18 protein-coding genes and 3 pseudogenes are annotated in these 17,902 nt (G+C 55.2%); 5 read left to right on the forward strand and 16 right to left on the reverse strand.

Annotated elements, in window-relative coordinates; translation table 11 throughout:
* Positions 1-31: 31 nt before the first annotated feature.
* The 3 genes from RQI55_RS13780 to RQI55_RS13790 are packed head-to-tail and all read left to right on the forward strand — an operon-like array spanning position 32 to position 1,803.
* On the forward strand, positions 32-745 hold the full coding sequence (locus tag RQI55_RS13780; protein WP_042618803.1) for an ABC transporter permease subunit: 714 nt from the start codon (positions 32-34) through the stop codon (positions 743-745).
* A 1-nt stretch (position 746) separates the two neighbouring features.
* Positions 747-1,427, forward strand: a complete 681-nt coding sequence (locus RQI55_RS13785; RefSeq protein ID WP_042618804.1) for an ABC transporter permease — start codon at positions 747-749, stop codon at positions 1,425-1,427.
* 22 nt (positions 1,428-1,449) lie between these two features.
* Positions 1,450-1,803, forward strand: a complete 354-nt coding sequence (locus tag RQI55_RS13790) for a cupin domain-containing protein (protein ID WP_311272861.1) — start codon at positions 1,450-1,452, stop codon at positions 1,801-1,803.
* Between the two features lie 68 nt (positions 1,804-1,871).
* Here RQI55_RS13790 and RQI55_RS13795 read toward each other — a convergent pair whose 3' ends face one another.
* The 9 genes and pseudogenes from RQI55_RS13795 to RQI55_RS13835 form a co-directional block, all read right to left on the reverse strand.
* The gene (locus RQI55_RS13795) at positions 1,872-3,197 is read right to left on the reverse strand and encodes an FAD-binding oxidoreductase (protein WP_042618806.1); all 1,326 of its coding nucleotides are present in this window, start codon (positions 3,195-3,197) and stop codon (positions 1,872-1,874) included.
* A 113-nt stretch (positions 3,198-3,310) separates the two neighbouring features.
* A complete protein-coding gene (locus RQI55_RS13800; protein WP_042618807.1) occupies positions 3,311-3,496 on the reverse strand; it encodes a hypothetical protein in 186 nt (61 codons plus the stop codon).
* A gap of 110 nt (positions 3,497-3,606) precedes the next feature.
* Positions 3,607-3,871, reverse strand: a pseudogene (locus RQI55_RS13805) (IS3 family transposase); the annotation flags it as partial.
* Positions 3,872-4,016: 145 nt separating this feature from the next.
* Positions 4,017-5,177: an autotransporter outer membrane beta-barrel domain-containing protein gene (locus tag RQI55_RS13810; protein WP_311272862.1), complete on the reverse strand. Its 1,161-nt coding sequence runs from the start codon at positions 5,175-5,177 to the stop codon at positions 4,017-4,019.
* A complete protein-coding gene (locus RQI55_RS13815; protein WP_311272916.1) occupies positions 5,170-5,562 on the reverse strand; it encodes an Ig domain-containing protein in 393 nt (130 codons plus the stop codon). The genes RQI55_RS13810 and RQI55_RS13815 overlap by 8 nt, the downstream gene beginning before the upstream one ends.
* Positions 5,563-5,634: 72 nt before the next feature.
* Positions 5,635-6,573: pseudogene (locus tag RQI55_RS13820) on the reverse strand (putative Ig domain-containing protein); the annotation flags it as partial.
* A gap of 15 nt (positions 6,574-6,588) precedes the next feature.
* On the reverse strand, positions 6,589-7,785 hold the full coding sequence (locus RQI55_RS13825; RefSeq protein WP_311272863.1) for a cadherin-like beta sandwich domain-containing protein: 1,197 nt from the start codon (positions 7,783-7,785) through the stop codon (positions 6,589-6,591).
* A gap of 371 nt (positions 7,786-8,156) precedes the next feature.
* Positions 8,157-8,516: a DUF4406 domain-containing protein gene (locus RQI55_RS13830; protein WP_192064544.1), complete on the reverse strand. Its 360-nt coding sequence runs from the start codon at positions 8,514-8,516 to the stop codon at positions 8,157-8,159.
* Positions 8,516-8,830: pseudogene (locus tag RQI55_RS13835) on the reverse strand (GDP-mannose pyrophosphatase); the annotation flags it as partial. The gene RQI55_RS13830 and the pseudogene RQI55_RS13835, both read right to left, overlap by 1 nt.
* A gap of 9 nt (positions 8,831-8,839) precedes the next feature.
* Between RQI55_RS13835 and RQI55_RS13840 the strand changes: the two are divergent.
* Positions 8,840-9,595 carry a DeoR/GlpR family DNA-binding transcription regulator gene (locus tag RQI55_RS13840; RefSeq protein WP_311272864.1) on the forward strand — a complete coding sequence of 252 codons (756 nt, stop codon included), beginning with the start codon at positions 8,840-8,842 and terminating at the stop codon, positions 9,593-9,595.
* 34 nt (positions 9,596-9,629) lie between these two features.
* Here the strand turns inward: RQI55_RS13840 and RQI55_RS13845 are convergent, their stop codons facing one another.
* The 7 genes from RQI55_RS13845 to RQI55_RS13875 all read right to left on the reverse strand — a co-directional run bounded on the left by RQI55_RS13845 (position 9,630) and on the right by RQI55_RS13875 (position 16,796).
* A complete protein-coding gene (locus RQI55_RS13845; protein ID WP_311272919.1) occupies positions 9,630-10,256 on the reverse strand; it encodes a hypothetical protein in 627 nt (208 codons plus the stop codon).
* Between the two features lie 141 nt (positions 10,257-10,397).
* Positions 10,398-11,225 (reverse strand): alpha/beta hydrolase, encoded by an 828-nt coding sequence (locus tag RQI55_RS13850; RefSeq protein WP_311272865.1) that lies wholly within the window; start codon positions 11,223-11,225, stop codon positions 10,398-10,400.
* 1 nt (position 11,226) lies between these two features.
* Entirely contained in the window at positions 11,227-12,273 is a 1,047-nt protein-coding gene (locus RQI55_RS13855) for an ABC transporter ATP-binding protein (RefSeq protein ID WP_243257096.1), read from the reverse strand.
* Complete coding sequence (locus RQI55_RS13860) at positions 12,270-13,244, reverse strand: ABC transporter ATP-binding protein (protein ID WP_311272866.1); 975 nt, start codon at positions 13,242-13,244, stop codon at positions 12,270-12,272. The genes RQI55_RS13855 and RQI55_RS13860 overlap by 4 nt, the downstream gene beginning before the upstream one ends.
* A complete protein-coding gene (locus RQI55_RS13865) occupies positions 13,241-14,161 on the reverse strand; it encodes an ABC transporter permease (protein WP_311272867.1) in 921 nt (306 codons plus the stop codon). The genes RQI55_RS13860 and RQI55_RS13865 overlap by 4 nt, the downstream gene beginning before the upstream one ends.
* Positions 14,154-15,134, reverse strand: coding sequence for an ABC transporter permease (locus RQI55_RS13870; protein WP_042618814.1), 981 nt, complete (start codon positions 15,132-15,134; stop codon positions 14,154-14,156). Before RQI55_RS13870 ends, RQI55_RS13865 begins: the two co-directional genes overlap by 8 nt.
* 81 nt (positions 15,135-15,215) lie before the next feature.
* Entirely contained in the window at positions 15,216-16,796 is a 1,581-nt protein-coding gene (locus RQI55_RS13875; RefSeq protein ID WP_311272868.1) for an ABC transporter substrate-binding protein, read from the reverse strand.
* 238 nt (positions 16,797-17,034) lie between these two features.
* Between RQI55_RS13875 and RQI55_RS13880 the strand changes: the two genes are divergently transcribed.
* On the forward strand, positions 17,035-17,700 hold the full coding sequence (locus tag RQI55_RS13880; RefSeq protein WP_155398913.1) for a MarR family winged helix-turn-helix transcriptional regulator: 666 nt from the start codon (positions 17,035-17,037) through the stop codon (positions 17,698-17,700).
* Positions 17,701-17,902: the final 202 nt, after the last annotated feature.

The following is a 17,902-nucleotide window of genomic DNA, read 5'->3' on the forward strand; positions in this document are numbered from 1 at the left end:
GTGTCCCGGGCAGGTCGTGGGATGGTGAAGAATGCTGGCTGATTTCTGGGTTTTAATGGCGCAACAGGGCTGGGCGCTCGCTCTGCTGCGCGGAAGTGCGGTTACGATTGCGATCGGGCTGCTAGGCATGTCATTGGGATTTATCATCGCAACGCCATTGGCGGTCTTGCGTTGGCAAAAGGTCATCGTGATTTCGCAGCTGGTCGATGCCTACAGCATCGTCGTGCGCGGCGTTCCCGGCCTGATGGTGATCTATCTGTTGTTTTTCGGGTCCGTCGATACGGTAAAAGCCGTGGCGACGGTGTTTGGCTATCAGGATGCGGTCGATAGCGCCTATCCATATATTGTCGGGGTCATCGCCATCGCAGCGATCTCCTGCGCCTATTCCATCGAGGTCATCAGAGGCGCACTCCAATCGGTGCCACCGGGTCTGCTGGAGGCGGCAAAATCGCTCGCCCTGCCGCGCCACATCACCTTTTATCGCATTACTTTTCCGCTGGCATTGCGCTTGGCGCTGGGCGGTATCAATAACGTCTGGCAGATGACCATCAAGGACACATCTCTGATTTCAGTGGTTGGGCTACAGGAATTGATGAGAACGGCAGCCATCGGTGCCGGCATCACGCGCTCTCCCTTGCTGTTTTATTGCATCGCTGCGGCCTTGTTCTTCCTCATGACTGCGGTCAGCCAGACGCTTTTCTCCAAAGCGGAACGCGCGCTCAATCGCGGTTTCGGAGGGCGGTGATATGGACCTTGATATCTTGAGCTATGCCCTTCCATTTCTCCTCACCGGCGCCAAGACGACCCTGCTCATTGCCGTCTTCGGCATTGTCCTCGGTTTTCCGTTGGGCATCCTGACGGGGCTGGGACGCGGATCAAAGAACCGTGCCTTGCGAAAAATCTGCGATGCCTATTGCGCCGTCTTTCGCGGTACGCCGATGCTGGTGCAGATCTTCGTCATCTATTACGGCTTGGCGCAGGTGGATTTCATCCGTCACAATCCCGTTTTGTGGTGGATGATTGGCGATGGGTTGCACGCAGCCATTCTTGCTGTGGTGCTGAACACCGGTGCCTATACGGCTGAAATTTTCCGCACCGGTTTCCTGTCACTTCCCAAGGGCCTTATCGAGGCTGCCGAAGCCTGCGGCATGTCCCCCTGGATTGTGTTCAGAAGGGTGAAGTTTCCGTTGGCCCTGCGTCAGGCTCTGCCAGCCTATAGCAGCGAGGCTGCCATCATCGTCAAGGAATCCAGCCTTGCCTCCACGATCACCGTTCTGGAAATCACCGGATATTCCAAGCGCCTGATGAGCGAGACCTTCGCCATCATGGACATCTTCATCCTCACCGCCGTTCTCTACCTCGCCATGAATGTCATCGCCCTCACGGCCATCAAGCTCCTTGAACGTCGCTTGTCCTTCGTTCGCTAATCATCACCAGAAAGGCTACACCATGTCCAAACTCACCTTTTTCGATGAGAAAAATCTTCCCGAAGCACGAAAAGGTCAGCCAGCCGCTGACAGGCTTGTGGAGGGCGATCCCCAGTTCCTGACTTGGGACATTGCGCAAACCGAGGATGGGGTTGTTCGTTCCGGCATCTGGGAAGTCACGCCAGGCGCATACCGCTCCATCAAGGGCACGACATTCGAGGTCTGCGTTATTCTCTCAGGCGTATCGGAATTGATTGAAGACGGCTGCGAGCCGCGCCGTATCGTCGCCGGTGACAGTTTCGTGATGCACCCAGGCTTTACCGGCGTCTGGAAGGTCATTGAGACCACACGCAAATTGTGGGTTTGCCGCGATTGAATAACGGCTGGTCCTGGGCGCAGATCACCTTTTCTGCGCCCGGCACTTCTTAGCCTGTCTGATATGGCTCAGAAATCGCCAACATTGATCTTAGAGCTGTCGGAGAAGCGTGACAGGCGGAACGGCGTGGGATCGACAGTTGGTTGATCGCCCGCCACCAGTTCAGCCGCGAGGTGACCAATGCCCGGACCGACCCCGAAGCCATGTCCGGAGCAACCCGCCGCCAGATAGACGCCATCGATGCTGCCAACCGGCGATATGACCGGCACCGCATCCGGCGTCGAGTCAATGTAGCCTGCCCATGAAGAGGCGATACCCGCGCTGGCAATCGTCGGAAACATGGCTGTCACCCGCTTCATGATGAGAGCGATTGTTTTTGCATTTGGGGCCGGATCCAGCACGCGCATGCGCTCAAACGGCGTTGGCTTGTCGAGGCTCCAACTGCCCAGCGCTTCCGGGCCTTCGAAAAACGAGCGTCCGATGCCGATCTCAACCGCCTTCAGGCGTTTGATGAACATCGGCATGAATGGACGCGCGTAACGGATACCCTGTGGCGTGATTTCGAGCGTTGCCTTGCCGCTGATGGCAATCGTGTAGGTGCCATCGATGCGGCGGGTCATGGCAAAATCGGATGTGTAAACAGCGTCGCCGAGATCCGGTGCCGGACCTGTCCTCATGGATGTCTGACGAACGCTGGCCTGCGGCATCGAAACGGCATATTTACGCATGAAAGTGGACGCCCAGGCCCCCGCAGCGCACAGAACTGCATTGGTGCGGATGAGGCCGTGTTCCGTAACGACGCCGGTAACCTGTCCATTGGTCACATCAAGACCGCGCGCCGCGCAGTTTTGATGAATGGTCGCGCCCAGCTTACGCGCGCCTTCCGCAATCTGCGGGGCCGCAAGCCATGGTTCTGCCTTGCCGTCTTCGAAAGCATGCACACCGCCAACCCATTTGCGACCGCTGGCCGATACGACCGTCGACGTTGCCTCGTCACCCGTCAGCATGCGTGTGTTGACGCCGAATTGCTGACCAATCTTGCGCCAGGATTCCCAGTCAGCCAGTTGCTTTGGATCGGATGTCACATAGGTCAGCCCGCAACGACGAAAGCCGAGATCAAGCCCTATGTCCTGGGTCATCTCGTCCCAAAGCCTGAGGGAGAGATTAGCGATAGGCATTTCCCGCGCATCGCGGTTCTGGCGGCGGCACCAGCCCCAGTTTCGGCTGGATTGCTCGCAGCCAACATAACCCTTTTCGATCAACGCGACAGACAGGCCGCGTTTCGCCAGAAAATATGCTGCACTGGCACCAACAATTCCACCACCGATAACGACGGCATCGACGGACTGGGGAAGCTTTTCATCGCTGCGGATCTTGTGAATAAAAGGTGCCATCTATGCCTCTGCTGAGTACGCGCACCATTATCCCAAAACCATACCGCAGAATACGCTTCTAAAAGCACCGCTTCAGCGTTTTGTGTCAAAGAAGCCTGCCGAACCAGAAGAAATCATGCGCCGTGGTTCGCGTAATATATGCCGAAATTGACAGCCAGCATGATCAGCAACATAGCAGCGGTGGCAGCAATAAAATAAACCATCCGCTTCAGAAAGCTACCCGGCTTGTTCTTGCGGCTGAATGCTGCAAATCCGGCAGCGCCGATTGAAATGCCGATGATGGCAGGCAGTGACATCATTTTATTGTGCCTTCTGGTTGTTGCTTTCCATTGCGGATTAAACATCCGTGTTTTAGCTCTTTCCAAAATTGATCGCATAAGTCAAGATTCGGAGCATGGGGCGTAAGCGGGTAGCCGAACCGTCGCCGCTCATTGGCCAGATTGCGCAACTTCGCTCTCAACTCGACCTCCGGCGGTCGAGAGGGCCGATAGCGTATCGTCTTTCCATCGGCAGATATGATCTGGCAGGCCCGCCATTCCGAAAGCCCCATCATGGGCTTCAGATGCGCCACGGCTTCACGCTTCGCGGCAGTCCCTATCATTTTTTTCGAGAAGCTCACGAAGAGCGGCAACGTCCAGCATCTACTCTGCCAGCTGCTGCTTCAGCCTGGCGCTAGGCTGGCGCGGTTCGCGGCTATGATCGGGCTTGAGTACGAAAGCGTAACGCACGTTCTCAAAATCATCAGCCGGCCCAAAGGCCGGCTGAACTCGAAACGCTTACACTGTCGCCGGACTGCAATCTGGACCATCTCGTCAGGTTTCAGAACCGCTTGCTGATCCGACCGCGCGCGCCTCCAGACTTATCGCCATCGCCTTCGATATTGAACAGAAGGCTGAAGTCGATGGCCCACTCATTCGCGGTCGCAAGAGAAACACCTGTTGAGACTGAGCCGAACTCGCCGGAACCATCGATGCCTGAGAAGCCGCCGGTCAACCCGATTTTTGGCTTCAGTTTAGTGTCGTTGCTCAGCGTGTATTCCCGGGCAATTTCTCCGCCAAAACTGACCCTGAATTGTTCCGATGTGAAGCCACCGAGGGTCAGCGCATCACCGTTGGCATTGGATACCGTATAATCTTCAATATCTTCAGAGAAGTAGACGGCCCGCAGCTTAGGCGTGAGCACCGTTGTGCTGTCCAGATACCATTGCCCCTTGATCGAGGTTTCGGCCATCCAGCGTCGGCTATCAAATTCACCATCCCAGAACTCGGTGTCGATATCGTTGGCCGATCCGCCGTAGAGCAGGCTGGTATCCCAGAACACACCCTTGCCAATCTCAAACGAGGTATAAGGACCCGCCAGCCAGCCGTTGCCCGTAAGCTCTGAACCGTCAGCGGTCGGGTCGGTCATTCTGTCCAAGTGGAACGACATGCCGACGAGGGCCTTGTCAGTGATGAGATAATCAGCCCCGGCGGAAAGCATGGCGAAGCTTCCCCATTCGTTGTCGTTTGCGGGGCGGTTATGCAACATCAGCGTTCCATTGAGCCAAATGTTGAACGGCGACGGAGCAATTTCCCCGGGTTCATTGATTGACGGGCTGTCAGCATTGTTTCGAGCTGCCTCCAATTGCGCAAGGCTGGTCGAGAAGCCGAGTGTCATGCCGTTGGAGGATGGCGAAATCCGTGTTGTGACTGGTTCCTTGGCGCTCTCGGCGTTTCTCCGTTCCAGAAGGCCGGGAACGTTGATCGCCGATGAAATCATGCTTTGGCGTGACTTCACAAAATCCCTTACCTCACCGTCGATCTGCGTCACCACCTGGGCTGGATCGTAGCTGAGATTATAGGTTACCGTACCGGTGCTGCTGCCGAGACCGCTTGTGAGGCTGAAGGTGATGACGACAGAGCCGGAATAACCCGTTGTTGGCGTAAACTTCAGATACCAGCCAACAGGCGCGACAGGTCCGACCTGTGCATAGTCACCCATTGTCAGTGTGGCCGTGCCTGTTTGGCGGCTGAACTGAAACAAGCTGTCCGCTGTTGAACGGTCCCCCGGTCGCGCGCTTGTCCAAACGGGTGTCAGGAGGCGCGGAGCCGCTTGGCACGTCGACCACTTGATCGGAAACGCTAACAGCGCGTTGCTTCACTTTCAGCGTATAGGTGGCCGTTGCGTCTGCACCGTTTGTATCCATGACTTTGACCGTAAAGGTGTAGTCGTTCTGCGTATTGGCCGCCAGCGTACCCGAGAGTTCCCCCGATTGGCTGATAACCAGTCCGTTGGGCAGGGTGCCGGTGCCAGGCAGCACGCTAAAGGTCAGCGGGGATGTGCCTCCCGATACATTAATCTGCTGCTCGTATTCTTCGCCCGCCATTGCGTCTGGCAAAGCACCTGCCGCTGGTGAAAAGGTGAATGTTGGGGCTGGCGCGGTTACCGTGATGGATACGGTTGCCGGAGTGGACGTGCCGCCGGTGTTTGTGGCGGTATAGGTAAAGCTGTCCGAGCCGGAGTATCCCGTTGTGGGAGTGTAGGTGATGCTGGTGCCGGAAGCGGTCGCAGTGCCGTGCGATGCCTGAGATGCAACCGCAACGCCTGTGGCAGTTCCACCCGTGATGTTGAGTGTGATGATATTGGACGAGCTGTTAGCAGCAACGGGCGCCGTTACGGGATTGGCGATAGGGGCTGGAATTGCAGCTGCAATGGCGAGGTTGTAGGTCACCGTGCTTGTTACATTGTTTGCATCGGTTGCCGCTATGGTGAAGCTGTAATTCCTAGCCGTCGTTGGTGTGCCGCTCAGTAAACCTGTTGTTGGATCGACGGTGAAACCTGTGGGCAGTGTGCCTGATGTTACGGCATAGGTATACGTTCCTGAGCCACCGGATGCAGTGATGGTTTGGGTATACCTCGTTCCCACAGTGCCTGGTGTCAGTGTACCCGCCGCTGGCGAAAAGGTGAATGTTGGGGCTGGCGCGGTTACCGTGATGGATACAGTTGCCGGAGTGGAGGTGCCGCCGTCGTTTGTGGCGGTATAGGTAAAGCTGTCCGAGCCGGAGTATCCCGTTGTGGGAGTATAGGTGATGCTGGTGCCGGAAGCGGTCGCAGTGCCATGAGATGCCTGAGATGCAACCGCAACGCCTGTGGCAGTTCCACCCATGATGTTGAGCGTGATGATATTGGACGAGCTGTTAGCAGCAACGGGCGCAGTTACGGGATTGGCGATAGGGGCCTGAGGCTTCACGTTCAGGGTATAGGCCGCAGAGGCTGTGGCTTGGTTTGCATCAGTGACAGTGACGCTGAAGCTGAAACTTCCTTGAGTGGTCGGGGTGCCTTCAATGATGCCTGTTTGCGGGTCGATACTAAGGGTTGCTGGCAAGGTGCCACTGACGCCATAGGAATAAGGTTATGTGCCGCCTGACGTCGTGATGGTTTGTCTGTAGTTCGCGCCCACGTTGGTTGCAGTGAGCGTGCCCGCCGCAGGACTGAAGGACAAAGCAGGCTCATAGGTAAAGGCATTTGATAGCGTAGAGGTATTTGTGCCGTCGGAGACGACAACGTCGACTGCACCTACGGTATGGGCGGGCGTTGTTGCAGTGATCGACGTCGCGCTGATGACGGCGAAGCTCGATGCAGCTGTGGTGCCAAACTTTACGCTTGTGACGTTGGAAAGGTCTGCGCCGGTGATGGTGACAGCTGTTCCGCCACTGCTGCTGCCACTGTTGGGCGAGATGGACGCGATGGCTGGCGGCTGAGGAGCCGCGCGCGTGACCGTGATGGTATAGGTTTTCGTGGCACCATATTCCGGGGTGACAATAACCGTAATTGTTTTGCTGCCAACAGCCAGCGAAACTGGGGATGTTGCCGACGTTCCATTCACCGTGATGGTTGAATTAGGATCGGTCGCACTTGGTGTGACGGTAATAGAGCTTACACTATTGGCTACTGATGTCGTGTAGTCGGTTATGTTTGAGGAAAAGCTTGGCGATAAACTGCCGCTGGAGACGGAAAGCGAGGACAAGGTGGCAGTCGAAGATGCCGCTGTGCAGGTAACTTGCAGTGTAACCTTATTATGGTCTGAAGGGTTGCCGTCGGTTGCGTTGATGTTGATTTCAGCCTGTTTAGCAGATCCAAAAATGACAATACTTGACGATATTGGCGTGTTTCCATTCTCATTGCTTTTATTTAAAACAAAATTGCCATCCACTGCAATTGATGCCGCCGCATTATTGTTGATCGTACCACTGCCTTCATAAGTCGCTGTCCAGCTCAATTTTTCGCCGACAAAAAGAGTGTAGGTATCTCCGGATGCCTCCTGATTTGTCGCGGTTAGGCCGTTGCCCCACATCGAATTTACAGCCGTACATCCTTGAGACAATGCAACCGCCTGTCCCGCGAAAAAGCAGGAAAAGAAAAACCCCAGCAACAAGTTTGCAATGCTGCGGAATTCGAAGACTGCTGAAATGCCATTAGCCGTATGCTTTAAATTTCTTAGCTGCACAGAACTGACCCAATATAAAGACAAAATTAAAAACCATGAGTCGCACATATTGATGCAACGCAAAAAATCACTAACAGTTTTATTTGCAACCTCTAGCCGCAATGGGGTGTCTATTGGAGTGGTGTCGAAATTAAAATGTACTGTTGTATTTGAGATACAATCCGAGCGAAGAGCCCGCAGTTGGGGGGGCTGATCGAGTGTGCAGGCAGAGGCGAGTTTGATATCGTCATCATGGAGGCCCTGGACGGGCTGATGTCACAGCATTGCTTAAGCGCTTGCCTTCATGGGGGGCGATCGTCACGCTTTCTGAAGATCACATACTTTGTTGAAAGGCGGTGTCTCCGATGCTTCAATAGGTCTTCGTCTGCAAGCGAGCATTTTTCAAATGCGCGCTGCCTCCAATCATCATCTAGTTCGCGCAAAGTCTGCCTTGTCTGCGTGTAAGTCATGCACCGCCTGGCAGGGCAATTGCATCAGCCGCTCAGGCCAGGAACGTCCTCCAGACGATAGTAGACGGGAATGCCACGCGCTTGCGCCAGTCTCACGTCATTATCCGCACCATTTGAATCGCCGGGCATTCTGAGAACTGCGTCGCAGAGCTTCAAAAAGCAATCTGCCGTGGGGTAAAATATCTGATCATAAAGCTCATCTCCGAGTTTTACCCCACCTGCTGCATGCCATACCGGTAACGCGACCCATTCTCCGATCATCGGAATGTGCCCGGCTTCGAATAGTGGCCAAGATGCCTCTTCAAGCTTCCTGAGGTTGCGTTCCATTTTTTCAGGATCGTCCCCGGTTCCTGAGCGATAAGGGCCAGCAATCAAAATAAGCATTATCGTGCATCCTTGTTCGTTGGGTCACTGCTAAAAAGGTCAAGGGCTGCGTGCTGCAAAAGCATGATCGTCTTTCCGTCCCTGATCTCGCCAGCTTTGATCATTTTCATTGCCTCATCTATGGTCAATTCGAGGACCGAAATGTCCTCGCCCTCATCGATATTTCCGCCACCTTCCGATACGCGGTCACAGCCATCATATTGTCCCACAAAGAAGAACAAGCGTTCGGTCACGGAGCCGGGGCTCATGAACGCATCAAAAACCTGCCGAACGTCGCGAACACGGAAGCCGGTTTCTTCCTCAGCTTCCGCGCGGGTGAACAGATGCAGACGACAGAGCGAAGATCTCTTATTCAAAAAGTTCTGCGGGAAACCGGGCGGATAGTTGCAAAGGATTTCAGCCAGGAATTGGTCTTCTCTGAAGACACTATACGAAGAGACCTGCGAGAGCTTGCAAGCGAAGGACTTCTGCAACGGGTGCACGGTGGAGCCCTCCCGGCATCAGCGGCGACGGCGGATTTTTCAGCTCGAGAACGAATGGGAATTTTGGCCAACGTGTCGTTAGCGAAGGCCGCGGTCAAATTGATCAGTGCCAGACAGATTATCTTTCTTGACGGCGGAACGACCAATGTGCAGTTGGCTCGGCACCTGCCTCATCAAATCGCTCTCACGGTCGTCACACACAGCCCAAGTATAGCAGTGGAATTAGCGAACCATCCTTTGGTCCAAGTTGAAATAATTGGCGGGAGACTGTTCAAGCATTCTGTTGTTGCGATGGGTGCGACTACATTAGATGCAATCGAGAACGTTCGTATTGACGCGTATTTCATGGGCGTGACCGGTCTGCATCCAGATACGGGCGCCACCACCGGGGATCACGAAGAAGCCGCACTGAAGCGGCGGATTTGCCGCAAATCGAGCGAAACCGTTATCATGGCGACAAAGGAAAAGTTGGGAGCAGCGTCCGCCTACAGAATTGTGCCGCTTTCTGCAATTTCGTCGGTGATCACTGAATCTGACATCCCGGATGAGCTAGCGAAAGGTTTCGAGACGAGCCAGGTGAACATTATCAAACCGTGAAGCTCGGCTTTTTGGGCTGTAAACGGGCAGCCGTCTATTCATCTTCGATTTTCTTCAGTCTTGCCGCTTTGAGAAGTTTGGTTTTCTCTCTGTCTCCGCTTACCCGCTTTTCCTCAAGGCCGGTTGCGATCAGCTTCAGTGTATCGAAGTCATTCTTGGCTGGAGGGCGTTTGGTTTTGTTGGAATCTTGATCAGTCATTCTCAGCACCATGGATTTAGAGAAGTTGAATAGACTGTCTTTAGCATAGCGGGCAGGGCAGCGTTGCCACCATTCGTGGTCGATTGTCATCCAGTTGGAATGAGCGGGAATATTTCTAAAATAATGAGCCCTGCGCCAATGGCTCATTAACGGGCAATGACGTTGCCCCCTTGAAATAATCCATTTTGAGTAAAGTCTGGCCCATTGAGAGGACCAGGGAACGAAGAGCAACCGTTTTACAGACAAACAGATCATCGGCAATTTGAAGGAGCACGAGGCGGGCACGGTCACGAGATGAGATGAGATGCTGCGAAGCCAAATTGGCTCCGCACCGCAGCCCGCCGCTACCGCCCCGAATACAGCAACCCAAAACCGCTTAAGAAAACTCAAAATTGGATAAAAATCGGGCGAGACGTCAGCCTCACTTGTCCAGGTTCCAAGCCGATCCGCGCATTTGCGCAAATCGGCATTCTTGCACAACGAAACCAGTAGGTCTTACAGATATTCATTGTCTTGGATTTGGGGGACGCGTCGGCTTATTTGTCTTGGGGAAGATCGAACTATGATGATTGGCTGTCAATCTGCCGAAGATATTTCAAGGCCTTAAGCAATCGACATATCTCGATTGATGGTTTCGAAAAAACGGAGCAATTCGGTCGAAAACTCCCGTCTTGCTGTCGTATTGGAATGGTCAGCGCCTTCGATCCGTTTGACCTCAAGTTTCGGCATGATCTGCTCCAGCTCATGGAAATCGTCTGTGTAAGGATCGTCAGTACCAACGATGCCCAAAACCGGCACCTGCACGGACTTCATCTGCTCGGGCCGGACAACCAGACGCCCGCCGCCCAGCCGGGATGCGGCCAGCGCACGAACATCCTGGCCAGCAAGCGATAGCCTTGAACGTTCAGCGATATAGTCTTCGTCGGGAAGATCACGGCCTTCTGGCCAAAGGCGCAAAATCTGGGATCGTTGCGATCCGTCAGCCAGTTCGGACGCCTCCAGCTCCAACTGCCTTTGCTTTGCCTCGCTCCAGTTGAAGCGTCCGGTGGCGCCGCCGAGAACGCAGGACAGGAAACGCTCTGGCCGGTGGCAAACGAGATTGGCCAGCACCATAGCCCCAAGGGAATAACCGACCATATGGCTGCGCGTGACACCGATATGGTCCTGCAACCGCAGCAAATCCTGGCCCATTTCCGGACCATAAACGGCGGGGTCGTAGGGTTTGTCGCTTTGCCCATGGCCCCGTCCATCAATCGCCAACACACGATAATTCGCAGCCAGAGCACGGATCACGCCCGGCGTCCCGAACTGTCGCTCGGCGGTGCCTGAAAAGCCATGCATCATCAGCACCGGCACGCCTTCCCCCGCCTCAAGATAGTGGATACGAACGCCGTTGGAGTTGAAGAATTTCGATTGAGGCTCAGAGGTCATTTTAAACGGTCCGTTTGTTAAGTGGCTGCTGCGACGGCGCATTGGGGATATCGTTGAGGTGACAGGCACCCAGATGGCCCGGTGCAATCTCGCGCAGTGGCGGCACGCTGCGGCGGCAAATATCCATGGCGTGAACGCAGCGAGGATGGAAATGGCAGCCTGGGGGCGGTGCCAGCGGTGACGGTATCTCGCCCTTGATGGAAGGGAATTTGGTCGAGCGGCGATCCATGCGCGGGATTTGCGACAGCAAGGCCTGTGTATAGGGATGATTGGCCCGCTCAAAGATGTCGGTTTTCGTTCCCTGCTCAACAATGCGGCCGAGATACATGATCGCCACCCGATCAGACAGATGGCGCACGACGCCGAGGTCATGGCTGATAAACAGATAGGTCAGACCCAGTTCCGACTGGAGATCCACGAACAGATTGATGATCTGGGCCTGAATGGAGACATCAAGCGCTGCTACGGCTTCGTCGCAAATGACCACCTCCGGGTTGACGGCCAGAGCACGGGCGATGCCGACGCGTTGGCGCTGGCCACCGCTGAACTGGTGGGGAAAGCGACGTTTGAAAGCGGTATCGAGGCCGCAGCGCTTCATCTGAAGATCAACATAATCTTCCAGCTCCGACCGGCGGACGAGACCATGCAGATGCGGTGCCTGACCGATAATCTGCGCAACGCGGTGGCGCGGATTGAGGCTGGCATAGGGGTTCTGAAAAATCATCTGCACCCGTAAAAGCGCACTGCGTGCCTTTTTCGCCGAAAGAGCGTAAGGGTTTTCACCGTTGAGGTGAATTTCACCGCTTGAGGGCGGCGTGATACCGGCGAGCATCCGGCCCAGCGTCGACTTTCCGCATCCGCTTTCGCCAACAAGTCCAAGCACTTCGCCTCGCCGGATCTGCAGGTTGACGCCATCCACTGCATGAACAACGGAAGGCTGCTTCAGTGGGATACCAAGGCGGCGACCGGTCTTTAAAAGCAGCGACTGGTGGCCGCCGAAGGTCTTGCTCAGGTTTTTCGCTTCAATAACGATAGGCGCTTGGGTCATGTGTCAGCCTCGATCGGATGCAGGCAGCGGACGCTTCTAGCCGGAGCCATATGGGTCAAAGGCGGTGTCGTGCGACAGAGCTCGTCAGCGCGTTCACACCTCTCCCGAAAGGCGCAGCCTTCGGGAAGATTCAAGAGATTTGGCGTCATGCCGGGAATCTGTGCCAGATGTCGCCCGGTGACATGCGCGCCAGGCACGCTGCCGATCAAGCCGTGCGTATAGGGATGGCGCGGCGCACCAAGCACCTTATCTACGGGCCCGCTCTCGATGATCTTTCCGGCATACATGACCGCAACGGTATCCGCGAGTTCCGAAACCACCGACAGATCATGCGTGATCCAAATGATCGAGGTGCCGTAGGTCTGTCCCAGACGTTGCACTTCAGAAAGGATCTGGCCCTGGATGGTCACATCCAAAGCGGTCGTGGGTTCGTCTGCGATAATCAGGTCAGGCCGGTGCAGCATAGCGATAGCTATCGCCACACGCTGCCGCATCCCCCCGGAAAACTCATGGGGATAGGCCGATATACGCTCAGCGGGGCTGGGAATGCCAACGCTGCCAAGCGCATCGCGCGACCGTTCCCAAGCTTCCTTTCGCGACACCTTTTCATGCGCAAGGACAGTTTCGATCATCTGCTCGGAGATCCGCAGAATGGGGTTCAGCGTCATCATCGGATCCTGGAAAATCATCGCGATGCGGTTGCCGCGCAGATGTCGCATCTCTGGCTCAGAAAGGCCGATCAGGTTGCGCCCCTGAAACAGGATTTCGCCGCCGGTGATGCGGCCGGGTGGATCAACCAGACCCATGATCGAGAAGCCAGTGACAGTTTTGCCGGAGCCGCTTTCACCGACCAGCCCCATGATTTCGCCGCGGCGGATATCGAAAGAGATCTTGTTAACAGGAACCAGCGTACCGGCACGAGTGATGAACCGCGTCTCAAGATCGCGGACGGAGAGTGTGATATCAGTCATTTTTGGTTCTGCGGGTTAAGGACATCGCGGAGATGGTCACCGACGAGATTGATCGAGACAATCGTGACCAGGAGGGCAATGCCGGGAAAGAAACTGATCCAGTAAGCCCCTGACAGCATGGAGCTGTAGCCGTTCGAAATCAGGAGACCCAGGGATGGTTCGGTCAAGGGTACACCGAGACCAAGGAACGAAAGGGTGGCCTCTAGGCCGATCGCACCGGCGATCTGGATGGTACAGATGACGATCAGCGGTGGCATACAGTTCGGCAAAAGGTGCTGCATGACTTGCCGCCACTTCGGGATGCCGAGGCAGGCGGCGGCTTCCATGTATTCTTTCTTTTTTTCGACAAGCGCAGCGCTTCGGGCAACGCGCGCATAGATGGTCCATTCCACCAGAACCAAGGCTAGTGTGACATTGAAGATGCCTTTGCCAAGCACACTGAGCAACATCAGGGCTATGAGGATGGACGGAAACGACAATTGCAGATCAACCAGCCGCATCAGGAATGCATCGACACGCCCGCCTGCATAGGCAGCAATCAACCCGATGGTGCTGCCTATGATGCCGGCGATGATGGCGGAGCCCACCCCAACCAACAGGGAAATACGCAGGCCATAGATGATGGCTGAGAGCATGTCTCGACCCTGCTCGTCCGTGCCCAGCAGGTAGGTCATGCCGTCGGGGGAAACGGTGCCCGGCGGCAAGCGAGAGTCGAAGAAGTTGATCGTCATCAGATCATAGGGGTTCTGAGGGGAAACCAAGGGGGCGGCGATGGCCAGAAACACGATGGTCAGAAAGACCGCGGCACCCACGGCAGCAACCGGGTTTGATAGGAAGTCACGCATGAACATCGAAAGTCGCCCAGGTTCTGCGCCGATTGAGTGCGGCTCGCTCTGCGCTAAGGGAGTGTCAGTCATTGCGGTTCTCCACGCGGATCCGGGGATCAAGGATCGTATAAAGAACGTCCACGATCAGATTGATGATGACGAAGAGGATGACGATCATCACGAGGTAGGACACGATGACCGGGCGATCGAGCACCGTGATACTATCGATGATCAGCTTGCCCATGCCGGGCCAGGCGAAGATGCTCTCGGTGATAATGGCAAAGGCGATCAGACGCCCGAAATCCAGTCCGGTGACGGTGACAATCGGGATCAGCAAATTGCGAAGGATATGAACAAACACGATCCTGCGGGGTGCCAAGCCTTTTGCGCGGGCAAACTTGACGTAGTCCATCGAGATGTTTTCGCGCACACCCGATCGGGTCAATCGCAAGACAAGGGCTATGTTGCCGATGGCCAAATTGAGCGTTGGTAGTGCCATGTGCGCCAGGCCATTGAGGGTCAGAAAGCTCCACTCGATGCCCAACACATTAACGGTCTCGCCACGTCCCGATGACGGTAGCCAACCCAGACTGACCGAAAATACCATGATCAGCATGACGCCGACCCAGAAGGACGGGAGAGAAAAACCCAGCACACTTCCAGACATGATCACGCGACCCGAGATGGTGTCGGGATAGAACCCTGCGTAAAGGCCTAGGGGAATTCCGATGATGATCGATAAAAAGACGGCACCGAAAGCCAGTTCGAATGTTGCCGGTGCGCGTTCCAGAATGATCTGTAGGGCGGGCGCGTTGTAAACGAAGCTGCGGCCCATGTCGCCGTGCAACGCCCCACCCAGGAAGTCGAGATACTGTTTCCAAAGTGGCTGATCCAGCCCCAGTTGGATAAGCTGACGCTCGCGGTCCTGCTGATCGGCCAGTGGGCTGATCAGAATGTCCACTGGGTTTCCGATTAGATGCAGGCCGACGAAAACAATAATTGTCATCACAAGCACGACAAGCAATGCCTGGCTCAGACGCTGGATGAACCAACTCAGCGACATCTCGATTTCCTTTTAAGTGGCCGAAGGGGCGACGGACGTCTGGTGCGCCCCGTGCGTAGGGAAGGCTCGAACGGTGTTCGTCTATTTCACTATGTTGACGAAACGGATCAGGCTGCGATCCATGAGATTAGCGTCATAGGTCAGGTCCGACTTGCTCGCCCACGCGTGGGACTGCCAGTAAAGAGGGATCAGGTGACCACGTCCCTCTTTCATCACAAGCGCTGTCGCTTCCGCGAGTTTGGCGTTTCGCTTGGTCTCATCCATTTCCTGCAAGCCGGAGATGAACAACTCATCAAATTGCGGATTGCTGAACATGGTTCTGTTCGATGCGCCTAAACCGGCTTCGGGGTTGTTCGTCGCCATCATGTTGCGCAGAAAAGCTGACGCATTCGGGCAGCAGCCGTTATACGCATATTGGAAGAGGCTCAGCTGGCGGTCCCTTTGCATTTGCAGGATCACACTAAATGGTACCGAGTCGACCGAGTTGATCTTCACGCCCCCACGCGAAAAGAACTGCGCGATGGCTTGAAGCGATGCGGAATCTTCAGGGAAACGGTCGTTGGTGGAATGGATCGTCAATCCAAATCCTTGGGGATACCCCGCCTCGATCAGCAATTGCTTGGCACGCGCTGGATCGTATGGATCGGGTGTCAGATCGGGATTGTAGCCGCCGAGGCCAGGCGGCACGACCTGGCCTGCTGGTGCGCCCAAGCCGTTGGCAATCCGTTTCACAAGAAGATTGCGATCGATCATCAGCGAAAGTGCCTGGCGCACCCGCGGGTCTTTCAGCGGATTGACCGTCATCGGCTTGCCGTTATGGTCGGTCACCCAGGGTGAAACGTCGCGCGCCGTATCCAGTTGAAGATGGGTGAGGCGCGTGGTCAGGCCCTGGCTTATGTTGAGATTGCCGCGTGCTCGAATGGTATCAAGATCGGTCGGGGGCACATTTTCGATAATGTCGACTTCGCCTGATAACAACGCTGCGATACGCGCCGGATTGTTCGAGATGAACCGGTATGTGACATTGTCGAACCTCGGCTTTTCACCCCAGTAGTTCTCGTTGGCCGTCAGCATCAGCCGGTCGCCGCGCAGCCAACGTACGAACTTATACTGGCCGGTGCCGATGGCCGCCTTGCCGGTATTGTAGTCCTCCGTGTTCATGCCTGCCCCTGCAATATGCGATATGATCGGCACTTCGCCGAGCTGATCAATCAGCAAGGGGGAGGGTTCGTTTGTCTGCACCCGGATCTTGTGTGGGCCGATCGCCTCGACCAACTTCACCTCTTTGAGATTGCGGGCAAAATTGGCTGTCGAAGTCGTGGTTGCCTCGGCTCGCTTAAACGAAAAAATGATGTCCTCAGCGGTGAACGGACTGCCGTCGTGGAACGTCACGCCCTCTCGCAGGTCGAACTCCCAGGTTGTCGGATCGACGATGCGCCAGGATGTTGCCAGCAATGGCTGGATCTGGAAGTCCTTGTCATAGGTCACAAGAGACTCAAACATATTGGGCGTCGTGGATGCTTCTGGCCCGGCCGCATTGAAGAGCGGGTCAATGGCCGCGTGTTCAGTGGTTCGCGCAAACACAAGATCGCGTGCCGATACCGATGTTGCTCCAGCAAGGCACAAGGCCGATGCCAACACGATCCTCAAATAACTCTGCATCTCAGGTCTCCCCCCTGTTCCGTTTCGAATGTTGCAAATGGAACTAATTAATTGCTTTGAGCAACTAATTAATTGTTAGGCAAGGAAGACCAAATTGTTAGGCATGGCTGCACGGAGCGTGCAGAGGGCGTTTGAGACATTAACGAGAAAAAGCTTCGGACGTGTCTGCCGAACGCTGGTCGGTACGTTCAATCCAACTCCAAAGGGAGGGGTGCCACAACTTTGACGATTGAACCACGTGGGCCGTCTCTACAACCAAATGGTTGACATTGTGAAAGAGTTGGGAAACATTTGGATTTATTCAGTTTCTCTGCATCCACCTATAAGCGCGAGCAAAAACCATATGTATGCCCCCCAACCCACAGCCCCGCTTGACGGTATTGGCGACGACACGTCCGATGTGCGCTATCTGTTTTCCTATAATCTTCAACGTCTTGCGTCAGTATCTTCGCAGGCCACGATGTTATATATGTTGGAAGACGCTGGGCTGACGAGCCAGGAATGGAGGGCATTGGCCATTCTGGACTTTCTTGGAAGCGCTCCGATGAACTTGCTTGCCCAACGTGCCGGGATCCAGAAAAGCCAGACCAGTCGATTGATTGCCAGCCTTGAGCGCCGCAAGTTAATTATCCGCAAGACAGATACCTATGACAAACGCATCAATTTGTTATCGCTGACGCCATCCGGCCGCGATCTGGTCAATAGCCTGATGATACGCTCACGCGACCGCAACCGGCGGATGCTGGAGGCACTGGATGAATCCGAACGCCTGACGCTGATGCACCTCATCAGCAAGGTGACGAAATCGTCTCTTGGCTTTCTGCAAGAGCTGAAAGGCAATTCATCAAGAGCGGCAGCAGTGGAACCAGAACCTGCAAGTATCTTTGAAAACTATGGAGCCTAGCCGCTCAGACAAAGGTTTGCGGTCGCTTAATTTGGTCTGACCGGCGTGTTGATCGCTGAAGGCGGATTTCCTGTGTTGACAGGTGCCGATCTCTGACACCGAAGGAATTGTTGAGATAAGGGCGCGGTTTGCGATTGTGCTGTAGGAGGGAAAATAGAGAAACCTCGCGGCATTGAAGTTCGTTGCTGGACATCAACATCTG

It is taken from the genome of Rhizobium sp. WCS2018Hpa-16, from assembly GCF_031843705.1.
Classification (GTDB): Bacteria; Pseudomonadota; Alphaproteobacteria; order Rhizobiales; family Rhizobiaceae; genus Agrobacterium; species Agrobacterium tumefaciens_C.